Genomic DNA, 15,088 nt, shown 5'->3' with positions numbered 1-15,088 from the left:
TTTTGCTGCAGGCGAAATAAAGCTAATCTCTGAGCATAGACCCTCCCCTTACGGCAAGGTCAAGCCAGGAATATGACTTAATACATAATAAAAGTCGTCGCTTCGCCTCCAGTATGCTAACGTTTACTTTCCGTGATGCAGTGGTAGAAGCAATGAAGACGTTTTTCAGAACCGTGTTGTTCGGCAGCCTGATGGCCGTATGCGCAAATAGCTATGCGCTTAGTGAATCTGAAGCCGAAGATATGGCCGATTTGACGGCCGTTTTTGTCTTTCTGAAAAATGACTGCGGCTACCAGAATTTACCCAACGGACAGATTCGTCGCGCACTGGTCTTTTTTGCTCAGCAAAACCAGTGGGACCTCAGCAACTACGACACCTTCGATATGAAAGCCCTCGGCGAAGACAGCTATCGCGATTTAAGCGGCATCGGTATTCCTGTTGCCAAAAAATGCAAAGCGCTGGCGCGTGATTCCCTGAGCCTGCTGGCTTACGTCAAATAACCTCCCGTCCATATTGCTGAAATAATGACCGTGCATCAACGGTCATTGTTAGCTATGATGTTGCGCCCTTTTTTTACGGGTGTTAACAAAGGAGGCATCACCCCATGGCCGAAAAAAAACAGTGGCACGAAACGCTACACGACCAGTTTGGGCAGTACTTTGCCGTCGATAATATTCTCTATCACGAGAAGACCGATCATCAGGATCTCATCATTTTTGAAAACGCCGCCTTTGGTCGCGTGATGGCGCTGGACGGCGTGGTGCAGACCACAGAGCGCGATGAGTTTATTTATCATGAGATGATGACTCACGTTCCGTTGATGGCTCACGGTCATGCAAAGCACGTGCTGATTATTGGCGGCGGTGACGGTGCGATGCTGCGTGAAGTCACCCGGCACAAAAACATCGAAACCATCACGATGGTGGAAATCGATGCGGGCGTCGTCTCGTTCTGCCGCCAGTATTTACCCAACCACAATGCCGGCAGCTATGACGATCCGCGCTTTGCGCTGGTGATCGACGACGGCGTGAATTTCGTCAACCAGACACAGAACACGTTTGATGTGATCATCTCCGACTGCACCGATCCGATCGGCCCCGGCGAGAGTCTGTTCACCTCGGCATTCTACGAAGGCTGCAAGCGTTGCCTGAATCCGGGTGGGATCTTTGTCGCTCAGAACGGCGTCTGCTTCCTGCAACAGGATGAAGCCCTCGACAGCCACTGCAAGCTCAGCCATTACTTTGCCGATGTCGGCTTCTACCAGGCGGCGATCCCAACCTACTACGGCGGCATAATGACCTTCGCGTGGGCGACGGATAATGAAGCGCTGCGCCATCTGTCGACCGAAATCATTCAGGCGCGTTTTCACTCGTCCGGCCTGAAGTGTCGCTATTACAACCCGGCAATCCACACGGCAGCGTTTGCCTTACCTCAGTATCTGCAAGATGCGCTGGCGACAGCGTCGTCCTAAGGAGAAGATAAGAAATTGAAAAAACTGAAACTGCATGGTTTTAACAATCTGACCAAAAGTCTGAGTTTTTGTATTTACGATATCTGCTATGCCAAAACCGCCGAAGAGCGCGACGGATACATCGCCTATATCGACGAACTCTACAACGCCAACCGCCTGACCGAAATTCTGTCAGAAACCTGCTCCATCATCGGCGCCAATATCCTGAACATCGCCCGTCAGGATTACGAACCTCAGGGTGCCAGCGTCACTATTCTGGTGAGCGAAGAACCTGTCGATCCACGACTTATTGATACCACCGAGCATCCCGGCCCGTTGCCGGAAGCGGTGGTCGCCCATCTCGATAAGAGCCATATCTGTGTGCATACCTATCCGGAGAGCCACCCGGAAGGCGGATTATGCACCTTCCGGGCCGACATTGAGGTCTCAACCTGCGGCGTGATTTCCCCGCTGAAGGCGCTGAATTACCTGATCCACCAGCTTGAATCCGACATCGTGACCATCGATTACCGCGTGCGCGGCTTTACCCGTGATATCAACGGGATGAAGCACTTTATCGATCATGAGATTAACTCCATCCAGAACTTTATGTCCGAAGATATGAAGTCGCTGTATGACATGGTGGATGTGAACGTGTATCAGGAAAATATCTTCCATACCAAAATGCTGCTCAAAGAGTTCGATCTTAAGCACTACATGTTCCACACCCGGCCGGAAGAGTTAACTGAGGCAGAGCGTAAAGAGATTACCGCTGCGCTATGGAAAGAGATGCGTGAGATTTACTACGCGCGCAATATTCCGGGCGTTTAAGAAAACCATCAGGAGCGCGTCGGCGCTCCTGAACTTGAAATAACAGAATCAGCCGGTCTCTGAAAAGAGGCTGTCATTGGCTCAATAGACGGAGTAACACAGCCGCCAGTGCCGACGGATTTTCCCAGGACATTGAATGTCCGGCTTCTGGCACGATGGCGACAGACATCCCCCTATCGCTGACATACTGAAAGTCACTGTAAGGAAACATAATGCGTACGCGTCCATCATCACGACTTATTATTCTCTCTTCCGAGAACAGGGTTCTGTTTTTTCGTTTTCATCATGAAGATGATGCGCTGAGCGGACGTACCTACTGGGCAACACCGGGTGGCGGCGTTGAAGAAATGGAAACGTTTGAACACGCCGCATTACGGGAGCTGCGTGAAGAAACAGGGTTGATAAGAGGATCCGCTGGGCCGCAAATTGCCTCCCAAACCTTCACCATGATGTTACCTAACGGAGAGACCGTACTGGCAGATGAACGTTTCTTCATTATCCGTGTAGAAAGTCAGGAGACCGATGACTCCGGATGGAGTGGCAATGAACAAAAAGTGATTCGCGGGCAGCACTGGTGGTCGATAGAGGAGCTCAGGGAAACAAAAGAGACCGTATTTCCTCGCGAGTTAATCATCGAGGTGCTTAAGAAGCACGGACACGACGAACATCATTGCGTGTCCTTATCCAAATAGACCTCAACGGGGACTATTCATTCCCCCATTGATTGAGGAATTCCGCGATCTCATCAATGCGTTGCGCATCAATGCCGGCTTCGCTGGCCATCTCTTGCTGCGCGTCTTCGCTGATCTCTTCGTTATTCATCAAACGCGTAATCAGTAGCTGAAAATAGTGCGCCAGGGGTTCACGTTCTGAATCGTCTACGGGTTTCGCACACTCCGTCGAATACTCATCCACAATGTCATAATATTTCAGCGGTATTTCATTACCCATCACTCATCTCCTGGGGTTATCCCAACGTTGGTTACGGTGTTACTCAGGCTGTACCAGCGTCAGGGCGACGGATTGCGCCTTCAGTTCGGCCTGCACGGCTTGCGGTAAATTAACATCGGTCACAACATCGGTAAAGCGACTGAGCGGAGCAACATTAAACAAGGAATGCGCGCCATATTTGCTGCTGTCGGCGAGTAACACCTTACGTTGGGCGTTGGCGATAATTTCCTGCTTCAGCCCCGCTTTGTCCTCTGTCGGCGTGGTCACGCCCTTTTCCATACTCCAGGTATTACAGCTCATAAAGGCGATATCCGGGTAGACGCTACGCAGCATTTTGCGGCCAAACTCGCCAATGCAGGACTGACTGCTATCATCAATCCGCCCGCCGACAATCGTGACCTCTATCTGGCGAAACTCGGATAAAAACAGGGCGATATGCAGATCAACGGTGATCACTCTGAGAGGAAGATGGGTTAAACATTTTGCCAGCTCCAGCATGGTGGTGCCGGCATCGAGCACCACGGCATCGCCCGCATGTACCATCGAAGCCGCATAACGCGCAATCGCCCTTTTTTCAGCGGGCGATCGCAGTTGCTTCTCGTTAGTCGTCGGTTGTGCAGGTTCAAAGCGCCGTAACGCAACACCGCCGTGGCTGCGGCTGATCACACCTTGTTCATCCAGTTTGATCAGATCGCGTCGTATCGTTGCCGGAGAGGCATCAACGGCATCCACCAGTTGCTCCACGGTAACCAGCGTATGATTTTTCAAATACGCCACAATCTTATCCAGACGGTGTTGTCCTTTCATAACAGGAAATTACGCCAGTTGCATTGCCAGTTTAATCGATACGGCCATGCTCTCAGATTTTGCTTTTCCCGTCCAGGCGATATCAAATGCCGTTCCGTGATCGGCAGAGGTGCGGATAAACGGCAAACCCGCCGTGATATTGACGCCATCATAAAAACCCAGCAGCTTCAGCGGGATATGGCCCTGGTCGTGGTACATCGCCACCACCATGTCATATTGACCTTCATACGCCTGTAAAAACACGGTATCCGGTGGGCATGGGCCATAAACCGCCATCCCCTTCGCCTTCATGTGCTCAATCGCCGGTCCGACAATGCGAATCTCCTCATCACCAAACAATCCGTTCTCACCGGCATGCGGGTTCACCCCTGCCACCGCAATACGTGGATGCGCATACCCTACGCGCTTGAGGAAGGTATCAGCGATGCCAATCACGGTCTCCACACGCTGACTGTTCAGGGTATCGAGGAACTTACGCAGGGCGATGTGGGTGGAAACATGAATGACTTTCAGCTTGTCGGTATAAAGCACCATCGCGTAATCGCGGCTTTCCGTCAGCGTCGCCAGCAGCTCGGTGTGTCCCGGGAAATTGTGTCCACCAAGATGCAGCGCTTCTTTGTTCAACGGTGCGGTGGCGATGGCGTGGACGTCGCCTTTCATCGCCAGTTCCGTCGCCCGTTTTACGCAGCGATAGGCCAGATCGCCCGCCTGCGCCTGCACTTTGCCCGGCTCCAGCGCCTCCGGTTGCGCCAGCGGTTCATCAATCACATGAATGATGCCAGGCGCGAATCGGGCATCCGCAACCTGCGTAATGGCGCGGAACGTCACGCCTTCAGCCAGACCATTGGCCTGCAGCCGCTTCAGAGTTTGCAGGCATCCCACCACCACCAGCGGCGCGCCGTTAAGTTCATCTTCGCTGAGCGCTTTAACAATAATTTCCGGACCGATCCCCGCGGGGTCGCCCATCGTAATCGCAATTGTTTTAGTTACCACTGTACATCTCCTCAATAAAATAAAGCGCATCACAAAGGGTACTGTCGGAGCCGAATCCGCCCGCTTTGGTGATCACCGGCAGATCGTCAATCTCGCTGTTCACAAACGTTCCGCACGGAATACAGGGTGCCACCTCGCGTTGAATGCGATAGCCTTCCGCCCCCAGCGCACTGGCAACAGCGGTCGCGATATCCCCCCCGGTCAGGAACAGACCGCCAATGCGCGCCTGCTCAATAATGTGCAACGTGATTGTCCCAAGACGCTGGCTCAACCGTTCGCCAAGCGCCTGACGACGCATCCCCACGCTGTCACACAGCGTGTCGATCATCTGCCGGTCTTGCGCACACCGGCTGGTACGTAAAATCGTATGGTGCTGGCGGCTCAACAGCGTGCAGGCCTGCTCCACGACGGACGCTATTTCCTGTTCGAAATGGGCAGAGGCCAACCGTGAAACATCAATATCGACAACCTTCGCCCTGTCCTGACACAGCGCTTTGTCTACCTGACGCCGCGTGGCTTCACTCATCGAACCCGCGACGACCAGCACCGGAAGCTCCTGCTTTTCCTGCATGAACATTCTGACGGGCAGGGCATTGGCAAGCCCGGCGGCACCGACCAGTAACGGCAGTACCTCCTGCTCGCAGACGGCATGCGCAATCAGCGACAAATCGCGGTCATCAACCGCATCCACTACCACCATGCACTCACCTTCTGCCGCGAAAGCGACTAACCGCGCGCTCAGTCGTCCCTGTCGGACATCGTCGAGCGACACTTCATGCACCGGAATGTCACTTTGCAGCGTGACCAGTTCCGCAATGCGCGAAGAGATAATCGGCGTTTTGGGATCGCTGGCAAATTCAGTCTCCAGTAGCGGTGTTCCATTGACCAGGCACAGTCCGTCACGCGTCGTGCGCCCTGCGGCGGGGATTGCTGCGGCAATCACGGCCAGTTTCCGGTTGGCGGCGCGCATCGCCGCAGCCACCTCGGCCCCCACGTTGCCACGAAACGTAGAATCGATTTTTTTATACACCAGCGGCGTGGCGGCCCCTTCACACCAGGGGATTAACGCCTGTTGAACCGCCTGCGCGGCTTGCGCCGCCGGGATTGCCCGGCTCTCTGTGTTGATAACCAGCACATCGGCACGCCGTGAAGGCTTCTGTGCCGGGGTGAGCATCACCTCCGTACGTGCGCCTTTTTTTGCCAGTTGCACGCCGGTATCGTTAGAGCCCGTAAAATCATCGGCGATAACGATCATTTTCATGCTTTATTCTCCTGAGCAACCTGACGCGCCTGCTTTTTGGCCACCCACGAGGTGAGGATCGGGGTCAGGATCGCAGTGGTAATCACGGAGGCGGCAATCAGCGGCGCGGCAGCGGCGGCGACTTCCGCCAGTGAAGGATCGGCCTGGGCAATAGCCAGTGGCGTCGCGACGGCGTTACCGGCGGTACTGGAGGCTGCCGCTCCGGCAATCCCGCTTCCTCCCACCAGACGGTCTGCGCGGATGTTAAAGAAACCGCCAATGAACGTGGTCAGTACACCAAGCAGAATGCCCGCCAGACCGCCCTGCAACAGCATTTCAAGGTTGATGCCGGCGCCGAGCGCAAAGGCAAAAAACGGAATCAATAGCGGTCCGCCTTTGGTCAGGAAGTCACGCATGTTGTGATCGAGATTACCGAGGATCATGCCGACCACCAGGGGAACCAGTACCGCCACCAGCGCCATAATTGGAATGTTGGCCATCCCTGCGGCACCCAGCGCGATCATCGTAAAGAACGGACCGTCATTAAGAGACAGAATAGAGATTGCGCCGACGTCACGTTCGTTGCCGAACTCACCGACTAACGCCGCGTACAGCCCCCCGTTCGAGTTGCTCATGGCGGCAATAATGGCCAGGCCGCTTAAGCCAAAGATCCCTTCCGCTCCAAACAGGTGTTCAACCCCCAGGCCGATCGCGATAGCCACCAGCAATTTGGTCAGGGTGATCGTGCCCCCTTGCAGCAAAGCCTGAGGCGCTGCTTTTACGCTGATCCCTGCGCCCATACACAGCAGGAATGCGCCGATCAACGGCGCAGCGCCGTTTTTAAACAGCGCGGTGGTAAAGCCGCCGATTTCCAGCGCCTGCGGGGCAAAGGTATTAATAATGGCACCGATAACCAATGGCACGACCATCATGCCGCCGGGTATGCGTTCTATTGCCTTTTTGATGTTCATGGTCTTCCCGCCTGTTGTTATGTTGTGATTAAAAAAAATCATAACGATTATATTTAATCATTTTAAGATCACAAACGCGCCAGATCACAGTTTTAAAATGATTAATAAAAATCAAACAATCATTTTTCTGCAAAAAAAAGCCGGACGCAGACGCCCGGCTTCATTGATGATTGAAATAACTCAGGATTGACGCAGAAATTCCCGGTATGCGTTTACCACCTGAAGAAAATCCTCAACGCCACACAGCGACAGGCTCTCTTCATCGTAGTAACTCATCCCCTCTTCCATTTCGTCGCCGGTAAACTCCAGCTGATTGGCGCGGATCATCACCTCTTCGCCATCCATCCAGAGCGTATATTCGTGCCCCGCCCGTTGCCAGGAACGTTCGCTGCCTTTCACCGCGTGTGCCGCCTGTTCCACTTCGTCCAGCAGGGCCAGGTTTTCTTTCACTTCTTCATTAAACCAGTGCCCGACCACTTCGTGACCCATGGACATGCGCACCTTGACCACTCCGGTAACATCGCGCAGAAATTCGTAATCCATAATGTAATCCTCTGCTCCCGGCAATGCGCCATTACCGCATTGCGCCTTGTTTTAATTATCGCAGCCTGGGCGCAGAAAAAAAGCGGATCGCGTATAAGGAATAGAAATAAAAATGCCCGGAGAAGCGCGCTTCACCGGGCATTGATGCGTTTTTACGCGAAATGCGTTAGCGCATTACACCGCTGTCTGGAAAATCACACCGTCTGCTTTCTCAGTGTACTGAGAAAGCTGGTCGAAGTTCAGATAACGATAGGTGTCGACTGCCGTTTTATCGACCTGCGCCACATAGGTCTGGTACTCTTCCGGCGTCGGCAGTTTGCCGATCAGTGCCGCAACCGCCGCCAGCTCCGCAGACGCCAGATAGACGTTCGCACCGGTCCCTAAACGGTTCGGGAAGTTACGCGTGGAAGTTGATACCACCGTCGCCCCGTCTGCCACACGCGCCTGGTTACCCATGCACAGTGAACAGCCCGGGATTTCAATACGCGCACCGCTCTTACCAAAGACGCTGTAGTAGCCTTCTTCCGTCAGCTGTGCCGCATCCATACGGGTTGGCGGTGCCACCCACAGACGCGTCGGCAATTGACCTTTGTGCGCATCCAGCAGCTTACCGGCCGCACGGAAGTGACCGATGTTGGTCATACAGGAACCGATGAACACTTCGTCGATTTTATCGCCCTGAACATCAGAGAGCAGACGCGCGTCGTCCGGATCATTTGGCGCGCACAGAATCGGCTCTTTGATATCGGCCAGATCGATGTCGATTACTGCGGCATATTCAGCATCCGCATCGCCTTCCAGCAGTTCAGGTTCCGCCAGCCATTTTTCCATGCCCTGCACACGACGTTCCAGCGTACGACGGTCGCCGTAGCCTTCCGCGATCATCCACTTCAGCAGAACAATGTTGGAGGTCAGGTATTCAACGATCGGCTCTTTGTTCAGCTTGATGGTACATCCTGCTGCAGAACGTTCGGCGGAAGCATCGGTCAGCTCAAACGCCTGCTCGACTTTCAGATCCGGCAGACCTTCGATTTCGAGAATACGGCCAGAGAAGATGTTCTTCTTGCCTTTCTTCTCGACGGTCAGCAGACCCTGTTTGATCGCGTACAGCGGAATAGCGTGTACCAGATCGCGCAGGGTAATCCCCGGCTGCATTTTGCCTTTAAAGCGCACCAGTACCGATTCCGGCATGTCCAGCGGCATCACGCCGGTCGCAGCAGCAAACGCGACCAGGCCTGAGCCTGCCGGGAAGGAAATCCCGATCGGGAAGCGGGTGTGGGAGTCACCACCGGTACCGACGGTATCCGGCAGCAGCATACGGTTCAGCCAGGAGTGGATCACGCCATCGCCCGGACGCAGCGACACACCGCCACGGTTCATAATGAAGTCCGGCAGCGTGTGGTGCGTGGTGACGTCAACCGGCTTCGGATAAGCCGCAGTGTGACAGAAAGACTGCATCACCAGGTCAGAAGAGAAGCCCAGGCACGCCAGGTCCTTCAGTTCGTCACGGGTCATTGGGCCGGTGGTATCCTGGGAACCCACGGAGGTCATCTTCGGTTCGCAGTACGCGCCCGGACGGATACCGGCTACGCCGCACGCACGGCCGACCATTTTCTGTGCCAGTGAGTAACCACGGTTGCTTTCCGCCACATCTTTCGCCTGACGGAACACGTCGCTGTGCGGCAGGCCCAGCGCTTCACGCGCTTTGGTGGTCAGACCGCGACCGATGATCAGCGGAATACGACCGCCCGCGCGCACTTCATCTACCAGCACGTCGGTTTTCAGTTCAAAGCTCGCCAGCAGTTCGCCGGTTTCATGGTTACGGACTTCACCTTTGAACGGGTAAACGTCAATCACATCACCCATATTCAGGTTGCTGACGTCAACTTCGATTGGCAGCGCGCCCGCATCTTCCATGGTGTTGAAGAAGATAGGTGCGATTTTACCGCCGAGGCACAGACCGCCGCCGCGTTTGTTCGGCACGTGCGGAATGTCATCGCCCATAAACCACAACACGGAGTTGGTGGCAGATTTACGCGAAGAACCGGTACCGACAACGTCACCGACGTAAGCCAACGGATAGTCTTTACTTGCCAGGGCTTCGATCTGTTTGATCGGACCCACTACGCCAGGCTGATCCGGCTCAATGCCTTCACGGGCGTTTTTCAACATTGCTAACGCGTGAAGTGGAATATCCGGACGAGACCAGGCATCCGGCGCCGGAGACAGATCATCGGTGTTGGTTTCACCGGTCACTTTGAAGACGGTGACGGTCATTTTTTCAGCCAGCGGCAGACGGCTCAGGAACCATTCGGCATCAGCCCAGGAATGCATCACCTGCTTCGCAAATTCGTTACCCGCTTTGGCTTTTTCTTCTACGTCATAGAAGTTATCGAACATCAGCAGAGTATGGGAGAGCGCTTTGGCGGCAATCGGCGCCAGTTTTGCATCGTCCAGGGCGTCGATCAGCGGATGGATGTTGTAACCACCCTGCATGGTGCCGAGCAGTTCAATCGCTTTTTCAGGCGTAATCAGTGGGGAAGTTGCTTCGCCTTTAGCGATGGCTGCGAGGAAACCCGCTTTGACATAGGCGGCTTCATCGACGCCTGGGGGAACACGGTTGATCAACAGGTCTAACAGGAATTCTTCTTCGCCCGCAGGCGGTGCTTTCAGCAGCTCGACGAGCGCGGCCATTTGGGTTGCATCTAAGGGTTTGGGCACAATCCCCTCGGCGGCACGTTCTGCTACGTGCTTACGGTATTCTTCTAGCACGACGGTTCTCCTCGCTCTCATTGTCATAGTGCGGCGCTTTATCGATGGGCGATTCTCTTCACGCTCCTGTGAGACAGCAGTTTGTAGGGTAAATGCCCGGTACCGCAATGGGCAGAATAACAGGATTTTAGTGAGGTGTTAATCTGTTTACAAAAAAGCAACATAAAAAAGTGGCTGAATCGTTAAGGATGGTCTAATGCCCTTTTCGATTTCAGCAGCGGGGAATTAATCGCTGTTACGAATCGTCACACTATTTCGCATTCTTATAATCACTCTGCTGTACCGATCCCAAGATTAGTCAAAAATTAAACTATCGTCTCTTTATACTCACGCAACACTGCACCTGCGGGTGGCAGCACTTCGACCATTGCGATTTCAAGGCAAATCGGGAGTAAGAATATGACGTTGCCCTTTAAACCCCACGTGCTTGCGCTGATCTGTAGCGCCGGGCTACTTGCTGCTTCAGGCATGCTGTATGTCAAAAGCCGCACACCGGAAGCCCCGACGCCCGTCGCGGTGCAACCGCCCGCGCCAGCCGAAGCCCCTCCGGCTCCGGTTGCAAAAGCGAGCTTTACCACGGCGCAAATCGATCAATGGGTTGCGCCGATTGCCCTTTATCCGGACCCGCTACTTTCTCAGGTTCTGATGGCGGCGACCTATCCGGCTAACGTCGTTCAGGCGGTGCAATGGTCGCGTGATAATCCAACACAACAGGGCGATGCCGCCATTCAGGCGGTTGCAAACCAGCCATGGGACCCCAGCGTGAAGTCGTTGGTTGCCTTTCCGCAACTCATGACGCTGATGGGGGAAAATCCGGATTGGGTACAAAACCTCGGTGATGCGTTTCTGGCGCAACCGCAGGATGTCATGGATTCAGTTCAGCGCCTGCGCTTACTGGCCCAGCAAACCGGCTCGCTGAAATCCACCCCGCAGCAGACGGTAACCAGCACGCCGAAAAAGAGCGTGACTCCAGCGCCCTCAGCTACCGCCTCCACGACGCAATCCAGCGCCGTTTCTACGGCACCGGCCTCCACGGTGATTAAAATTGAACCTGCCGATCCGCAGGTGGTGTACGTCCCCAGCTATAACCCTTCCACGGTTTATGGTACCTGGCCCAACACCGCGTATCCACCGGTGTATCTCCCCCCTACGCCAGGCGAACAGTTTGCCGGGAGTTTTGTTAAGGGATTCGGCTACAGCCTTGGCGTTGCCACCACCTATGCACTGTTCAGCAATATCGACTGGGATGACGATGATCACCACCACGATGACGATCACCATCATGACGACGATCGTCATGGCGGTAATGGCTATCAGCACAATGGCGATAACATCAATATCAACGTTAATAACTTCAACCGCATCTCCGGGCAGAATCTGAAAACGCAGAACATGACCTGGCAGCACAACCCGGCCTATCGCGGCGGAGTGCCGTATCAAAACGCCTCAACGGCGCAGCGTTTCCATCCGACCAACGTCAGCGGCGGTCTCAGCGCCACACAGCAACCTGCCGCGACGGCTTCCCGCGACAGCCAGCGCCAGGCGGCAATGGCGCAACTGCAACAGCGTCATCCGGATGCGTCTAAAGCGCTGCCTCAGCAACCCACTGCGACAACGCGCGATGCCCAGCGTAAAGCGGCCTCTCAACAGTTGAATCAGGTTGCCCAGCGCAATAATTATCGAGGTTATGACGACAACAACACACGTCGTCAGAGTGCGCAGCAGACGTTGAAACAATCGACCACGCCAGCACAACAACAGCATCGTGACGATCTCAGGGCCAAAGCGCAGCAACACCCGGTCTCACAACAGCAGCTGGATACGGTACGTCAGCACGTCGGGTCCTCGTCACCACAGCAGCGTCAGCAGGTATTCCAGCAAAACCGGGCAAATGCCCTTAGCGGCAATGACAGTCGGTCACCGACCTGGCAGTCGCAGCAGCAGCGCGGTCAGGAAAGTCGTCGTCTGAGTAATGTCAGTCATGGGCAACCTGCCCGCGCGCGCGATCGCGCTTCTGAACACCATCAATTTCGCCATCGCTAACGGGAGCCCATAATGAAAAAAATACTGTTAAGCACCCTGCTGCTCTCGTTGCCATTAATGAGCTACGCCCAGCAGATGTTTGCCACGCCAGACGAAGCCGCTAACGCCTTTTCCCGTGCGATTGCCGGGAATAACGACGCACAGCTGACCGCTCTGTTAGGTGATGACTGGCGACAATTTTTACCCCCGGAAGGTGCGGACCCGGAAGCCGTCGCGCGCTTTAACCGCGACTGGAAGGTCAGCCATCAGATTGTGCAGCAAGGTAACGTGGCCCATCTGAACGTCGGTCAGGAGAACTGGCAGTTGCCCATCCCCATCGTGAAGGCAAGCAAGGGCTGGCATTTTGATATGTCTGCCGCGCAGGATGAGATCCTCACGCGAACGGTAGGTCGCAATGAACTCTCGGCGATTCAGGCCATGCGTGCCTATGTCGATGCCCAGTACGACTACTGGCAGCGCAAACAGGCTTTTGCCACCCGGATTATCAGCCATAACGGTCAACAGGATGGTTTGTACTGGCCCGTAAAACCCGGCGAAACGCCAAGCCCGCTAGGACCGGCCTTCAGCCCTGACTCGCCTGGTGAAGGGTATCACGGCTACTATTTTCGCATTATTGCCAGCGACAACGAGAAGGGGTTCGCGCTGCTCGCCTGGCCCGTCAGTTGGGGGGAAACAGGCGTGATGAGCTTTATGGTAAGCCAGGATGACCGCGTGTATCAGACGGATTTGGGGGAAGATAGTGGGCTAAAAGCCATCGCCATAGAAAAATTTACGCCACACGATCCCTGGAAACCGGTGGAGTGACAGGCATAAAAAAAGCGGCATTTACGCCGCTTTTTTTGTCGCTGGAAGGCTGAAGATTACTTCTTCTTCTTCGCTTTCGCGTTCGGCAGGTCAGTGATGCTACCTTCGAACACTTCTGCCGCCAGACCAACGGACTCGTGCAGAGTTGGGTGCGCATGGATGGTCAGCGCGATATCTTCTGCATCACAACCCATTTCGATCGCCAGACCAATTTCACCCAGCAGTTCGCCGCCGTTGGTGCCGACAATCGCACCACCGATCACACGGTGAGTTTCTTTGTCGAAAATCAGTTTGGTCATACCGTCTGCGCAGTCGGAAGCGATAGCACGGCCAGAAGCAGCCCACGGGAAGGTGGCGGTTTCATAGCTGATGCCTTTCTCTTTCGCTTCTTTCTCCGTCAGACCTACCCACGCCACTTCTGGTTCAGTGTAAGCAATGGATGGGATCACTTTCGGATCGAAGTAGTGTTTCATGCCGGCGATAACTTCAGCGGCAACGTGACCTTCGTGAACACCTTTGTGCGCCAGCATTGGCTGACCGACGATATCGCCGATAGCAAAGATGTGCGGCACGTTGGTGCGCAGCTGTTTGTCAACGCGGATGAAGCCACGGTCGTCCACTTCCACGCCAGCTTTGCCCGCGTCGAGGTTTTTACCGTTCGGTACACGACCGATGGCGACCAGCACCGCGTCATAACGCTGTGCTTCAGCCGGGGCTTTTTTGCCTTCCATGGAAACGTAAATACCGTCTTTTTTCGCTTCAACGGCAGTCACTTTGGTTTCCAGCATCAGGTTGAATTTCTTACCGATGCGTTTGGTGAAGACTTTAACGATGTCTTTGTCAGCCGCCGGGATAACCTGGTCGAACATTTCAACCACGTCAATCTCTGAACCCAGCGCATGGTACACGGTCCCCATTTCCAGACCGATGATACCGCCACCCATGACCAGCAGACGCTTCGGTACGGATTTCAGTTCCAGGGCGTCGGTGGAGTCCCATACGCGCGGATCTTCATGCGGAATGAACGGCAACTGGATCGGACGGGAACCCGCCGCGATGATCGCGTTGTCGAAGTTGATCACGGTTTTGCCGTTGTCACCTTCAACTTCCAGGGTGTTCGCCCCGGTGAATTTACCCAGACCGGTAACCACTTTCACTTTACGGCCTTTCGCCATACCCGCCAGACCACCGGTCAGCTGAGTGATTACTTTTTCTTTCCAGGTACGAATTTTGTCGATATCGGTTTTCGGCTCGCCGAAGACAATACCGTGTTCAGCCAGCGCTTTGGCTTCTTCGATAACTTTCGCAACGTGCAGCAGTGCTTTAGAAGGGATACAGCCGACGTTCAGACAAACACCACCGAGGGTGCTGTAACGTTCTACGATTACGGTTTCCAGACCTAAATCAGCGCAACGGAAGGCTGCAGAGTAACCTGCGGGGCCTGCCCCAAGTACCACGACCTGAGTTTTGATTTCAGTACTCATCATGACCTCTTAATTTATTTCCGGCGATCCCTGGTCTTGTCGCCCATCGTCCACCGGGTCGTTCTATCCGTCCGTATTTTACAAAATTGTTAACAATTTTGAAACAACAAAACGGCAACGATTTATCTTTAGCACCAATAACCCCAAAACCATCATGAGATTACCAGAAAAAAGCCGGCCGTCGGGCCGGCTTTTTTGC

Annotated in this window: 14 protein-coding genes; 6 read left to right on the top strand and 8 right to left on the bottom strand. The window is 54.5% G+C overall.

All coding sequences use genetic code 11. From position 1 onward, the window contains the following. The first annotated feature begins 152 nt into the window (after positions 1-152). The 4 genes from ACERJC_RS18325 (at position 153) to ACERJC_RS18310 (ending at position 2,973) form a co-directional block, all read left to right on the top strand. A complete protein-coding gene (locus tag ACERJC_RS18325; RefSeq protein ID WP_001295568.1) occupies positions 153-500 on the top strand; it encodes a YacC family pilotin-like protein in 348 nt (115 codons plus the stop codon). A gap of 104 nt (positions 501-604) precedes the next feature. Further along, complete coding sequence (gene speE, locus ACERJC_RS18320) at positions 605-1,471, top strand: polyamine aminopropyltransferase (protein WP_373672216.1); 867 nt, start codon at positions 605-607, stop codon at positions 1,469-1,471. A 15-nt stretch (positions 1,472-1,486) separates the two neighbouring features. Then, positions 1,487-2,281, top strand: a complete 795-nt coding sequence (gene speD / locus ACERJC_RS18315) for an adenosylmethionine decarboxylase (protein ID WP_042323781.1) — start codon at positions 1,487-1,489, stop codon at positions 2,279-2,281. A 212-nt stretch (positions 2,282-2,493) separates the two neighbouring features. After that, positions 2,494-2,973, top strand: coding sequence for an NUDIX hydrolase (locus ACERJC_RS18310; protein ID WP_373672215.1), 480 nt, complete (start codon positions 2,494-2,496; stop codon positions 2,971-2,973). Positions 2,974-2,986: 13 nt separating this feature from the next. Here the strand turns inward: ACERJC_RS18310 and ACERJC_RS18305 are convergent, their stop codons facing one another. The 7 genes from ACERJC_RS18305 to acnB form a co-directional block, all read right to left on the bottom strand. Beyond that, entirely contained in the window at positions 2,987-3,232 is a 246-nt protein-coding gene (locus ACERJC_RS18305) for a YmjA family protein (protein ID WP_373672214.1), read from the bottom strand. A 39-nt stretch (positions 3,233-3,271) separates the two neighbouring features. Next, entirely contained in the window at positions 3,272-4,039 is a 768-nt protein-coding gene (locus ACERJC_RS18300) for a DeoR/GlpR family DNA-binding transcription regulator (RefSeq protein ID WP_178824204.1), read from the bottom strand. A gap of 9 nt (positions 4,040-4,048) precedes the next feature. Then, positions 4,049-5,032: a D-threonate 4-phosphate dehydrogenase gene (locus ACERJC_RS18295; RefSeq protein ID WP_373672213.1), complete on the bottom strand. Its 984-nt coding sequence runs from the start codon at positions 5,030-5,032 to the stop codon at positions 4,049-4,051. Beyond that, positions 5,022-6,293 (bottom strand): D-threonate kinase, encoded by a 1,272-nt coding sequence (gene dtnK / locus ACERJC_RS18290; protein WP_373672212.1) that lies wholly within the window; start codon positions 6,291-6,293, stop codon positions 5,022-5,024. The genes ACERJC_RS18295 and dtnK overlap by 11 nt, the downstream gene beginning before the upstream one ends. Beyond that, the gene (locus tag ACERJC_RS18285) at positions 6,290-7,243 is read right to left on the bottom strand and encodes a 2-keto-3-deoxygluconate permease 1 (RefSeq protein ID WP_152405850.1); all 954 of its coding nucleotides are present in this window, start codon (positions 7,241-7,243) and stop codon (positions 6,290-6,292) included. The genes dtnK and ACERJC_RS18285 overlap by 4 nt, the downstream gene beginning before the upstream one ends. Positions 7,244-7,423: 180 nt before the next feature. After that, positions 7,424-7,786 (bottom strand): protein YacL, encoded by a 363-nt coding sequence (gene yacL, locus ACERJC_RS18280; RefSeq protein WP_125368799.1) that lies wholly within the window; start codon positions 7,784-7,786, stop codon positions 7,424-7,426. Positions 7,787-7,960: 174 nt separating this feature from the next. Beyond that, on the bottom strand, positions 7,961-10,558 hold the full coding sequence (acnB, locus tag ACERJC_RS18275) for a bifunctional aconitate hydratase 2/2-methylisocitrate dehydratase (RefSeq protein WP_373672211.1): 2,598 nt from the start codon (positions 10,556-10,558) through the stop codon (positions 7,961-7,963). 399 nt (positions 10,559-10,957) lie between these two features. Between acnB and ACERJC_RS18270 the strand changes: the two genes are divergently transcribed. Then, positions 10,958-12,601: a DUF3300 domain-containing protein gene (locus ACERJC_RS18270; protein ID WP_373672210.1), complete on the top strand. Its 1,644-nt coding sequence runs from the start codon at positions 10,958-10,960 to the stop codon at positions 12,599-12,601. A gap of 12 nt (positions 12,602-12,613) precedes the next feature. After that, on the top strand, positions 12,614-13,405 hold the full coding sequence (locus ACERJC_RS18265; RefSeq protein WP_373672209.1) for a DUF2950 family protein: 792 nt from the start codon (positions 12,614-12,616) through the stop codon (positions 13,403-13,405). A 56-nt stretch (positions 13,406-13,461) separates the two neighbouring features. Here the strand turns inward: ACERJC_RS18265 and lpdA are convergent, their stop codons facing one another. Further along, positions 13,462-14,889: a dihydrolipoyl dehydrogenase gene (gene lpdA / locus ACERJC_RS18260; RefSeq protein WP_152406395.1), complete on the bottom strand. Its 1,428-nt coding sequence runs from the start codon at positions 14,887-14,889 to the stop codon at positions 13,462-13,464. Between the last annotated feature and the right edge of the window lie 199 nt (positions 14,890-15,088).

The organism is Citrobacter telavivensis, from assembly GCF_041807075.1.
GTDB classification, from domain to species: domain Bacteria; phylum Pseudomonadota; class Gammaproteobacteria; order Enterobacterales; family Enterobacteriaceae; genus Citrobacter_A; species Citrobacter_A telavivensis.
Note: the sequence above shows the minus strand (reverse complement) of the source record. Positions and strands in the feature narration are given on the sequence as shown.

Coding starts and splice junctions, on each gene's coding strand:
- ACERJC_RS18325 (WP_001295568.1), top strand. CDS start 153: ATGAAGACGTTTTTCAGAACCGTGTTGTTCGGCAGCCTGATGGCCGTA.
- speE (WP_373672216.1), top strand. CDS start 605: ATGGCCGAAAAAAAACAGTGGCACGAAACGCTACACGACCAGTTTGGG.
- ACERJC_RS18310 (WP_373672215.1), top strand. CDS start 2,494: ATGCGTACGCGTCCATCATCACGACTTATTATTCTCTCTTCCGAGAAC.
- ACERJC_RS18305 (WP_373672214.1), bottom strand. CDS start 3,232: ATGGGTAATGAAATACCGCTGAAATATTATGACATTGTGGATGAGTAT.
- ACERJC_RS18300 (WP_178824204.1), bottom strand. CDS start 4,039: ATGAAAGGACAACACCGTCTGGATAAGATTGTGGCGTATTTGAAAAAT.
- dtnK (WP_373672212.1), bottom strand. CDS start 6,293: ATGAAAATGATCGTTATCGCCGATGATTTTACGGGCTCTAACGATACC.
- ACERJC_RS18285 (WP_152405850.1), bottom strand. CDS start 7,243: ATGAACATCAAAAAGGCAATAGAACGCATACCCGGCGGCATGATGGTC.
- yacL (WP_125368799.1), bottom strand. CDS start 7,786: ATGGATTACGAATTTCTGCGCGATGTTACCGGAGTGGTCAAGGTGCGC.
- ACERJC_RS18270 (WP_373672210.1), top strand. CDS start 10,958: ATGACGTTGCCCTTTAAACCCCACGTGCTTGCGCTGATCTGTAGCGCC.
- ACERJC_RS18265 (WP_373672209.1), top strand. CDS start 12,614: ATGAAAAAAATACTGTTAAGCACCCTGCTGCTCTCGTTGCCATTAATG.
- lpdA (WP_152406395.1), bottom strand. CDS start 14,889: ATGAGTACTGAAATCAAAACTCAGGTCGTGGTACTTGGGGCAGGCCCC.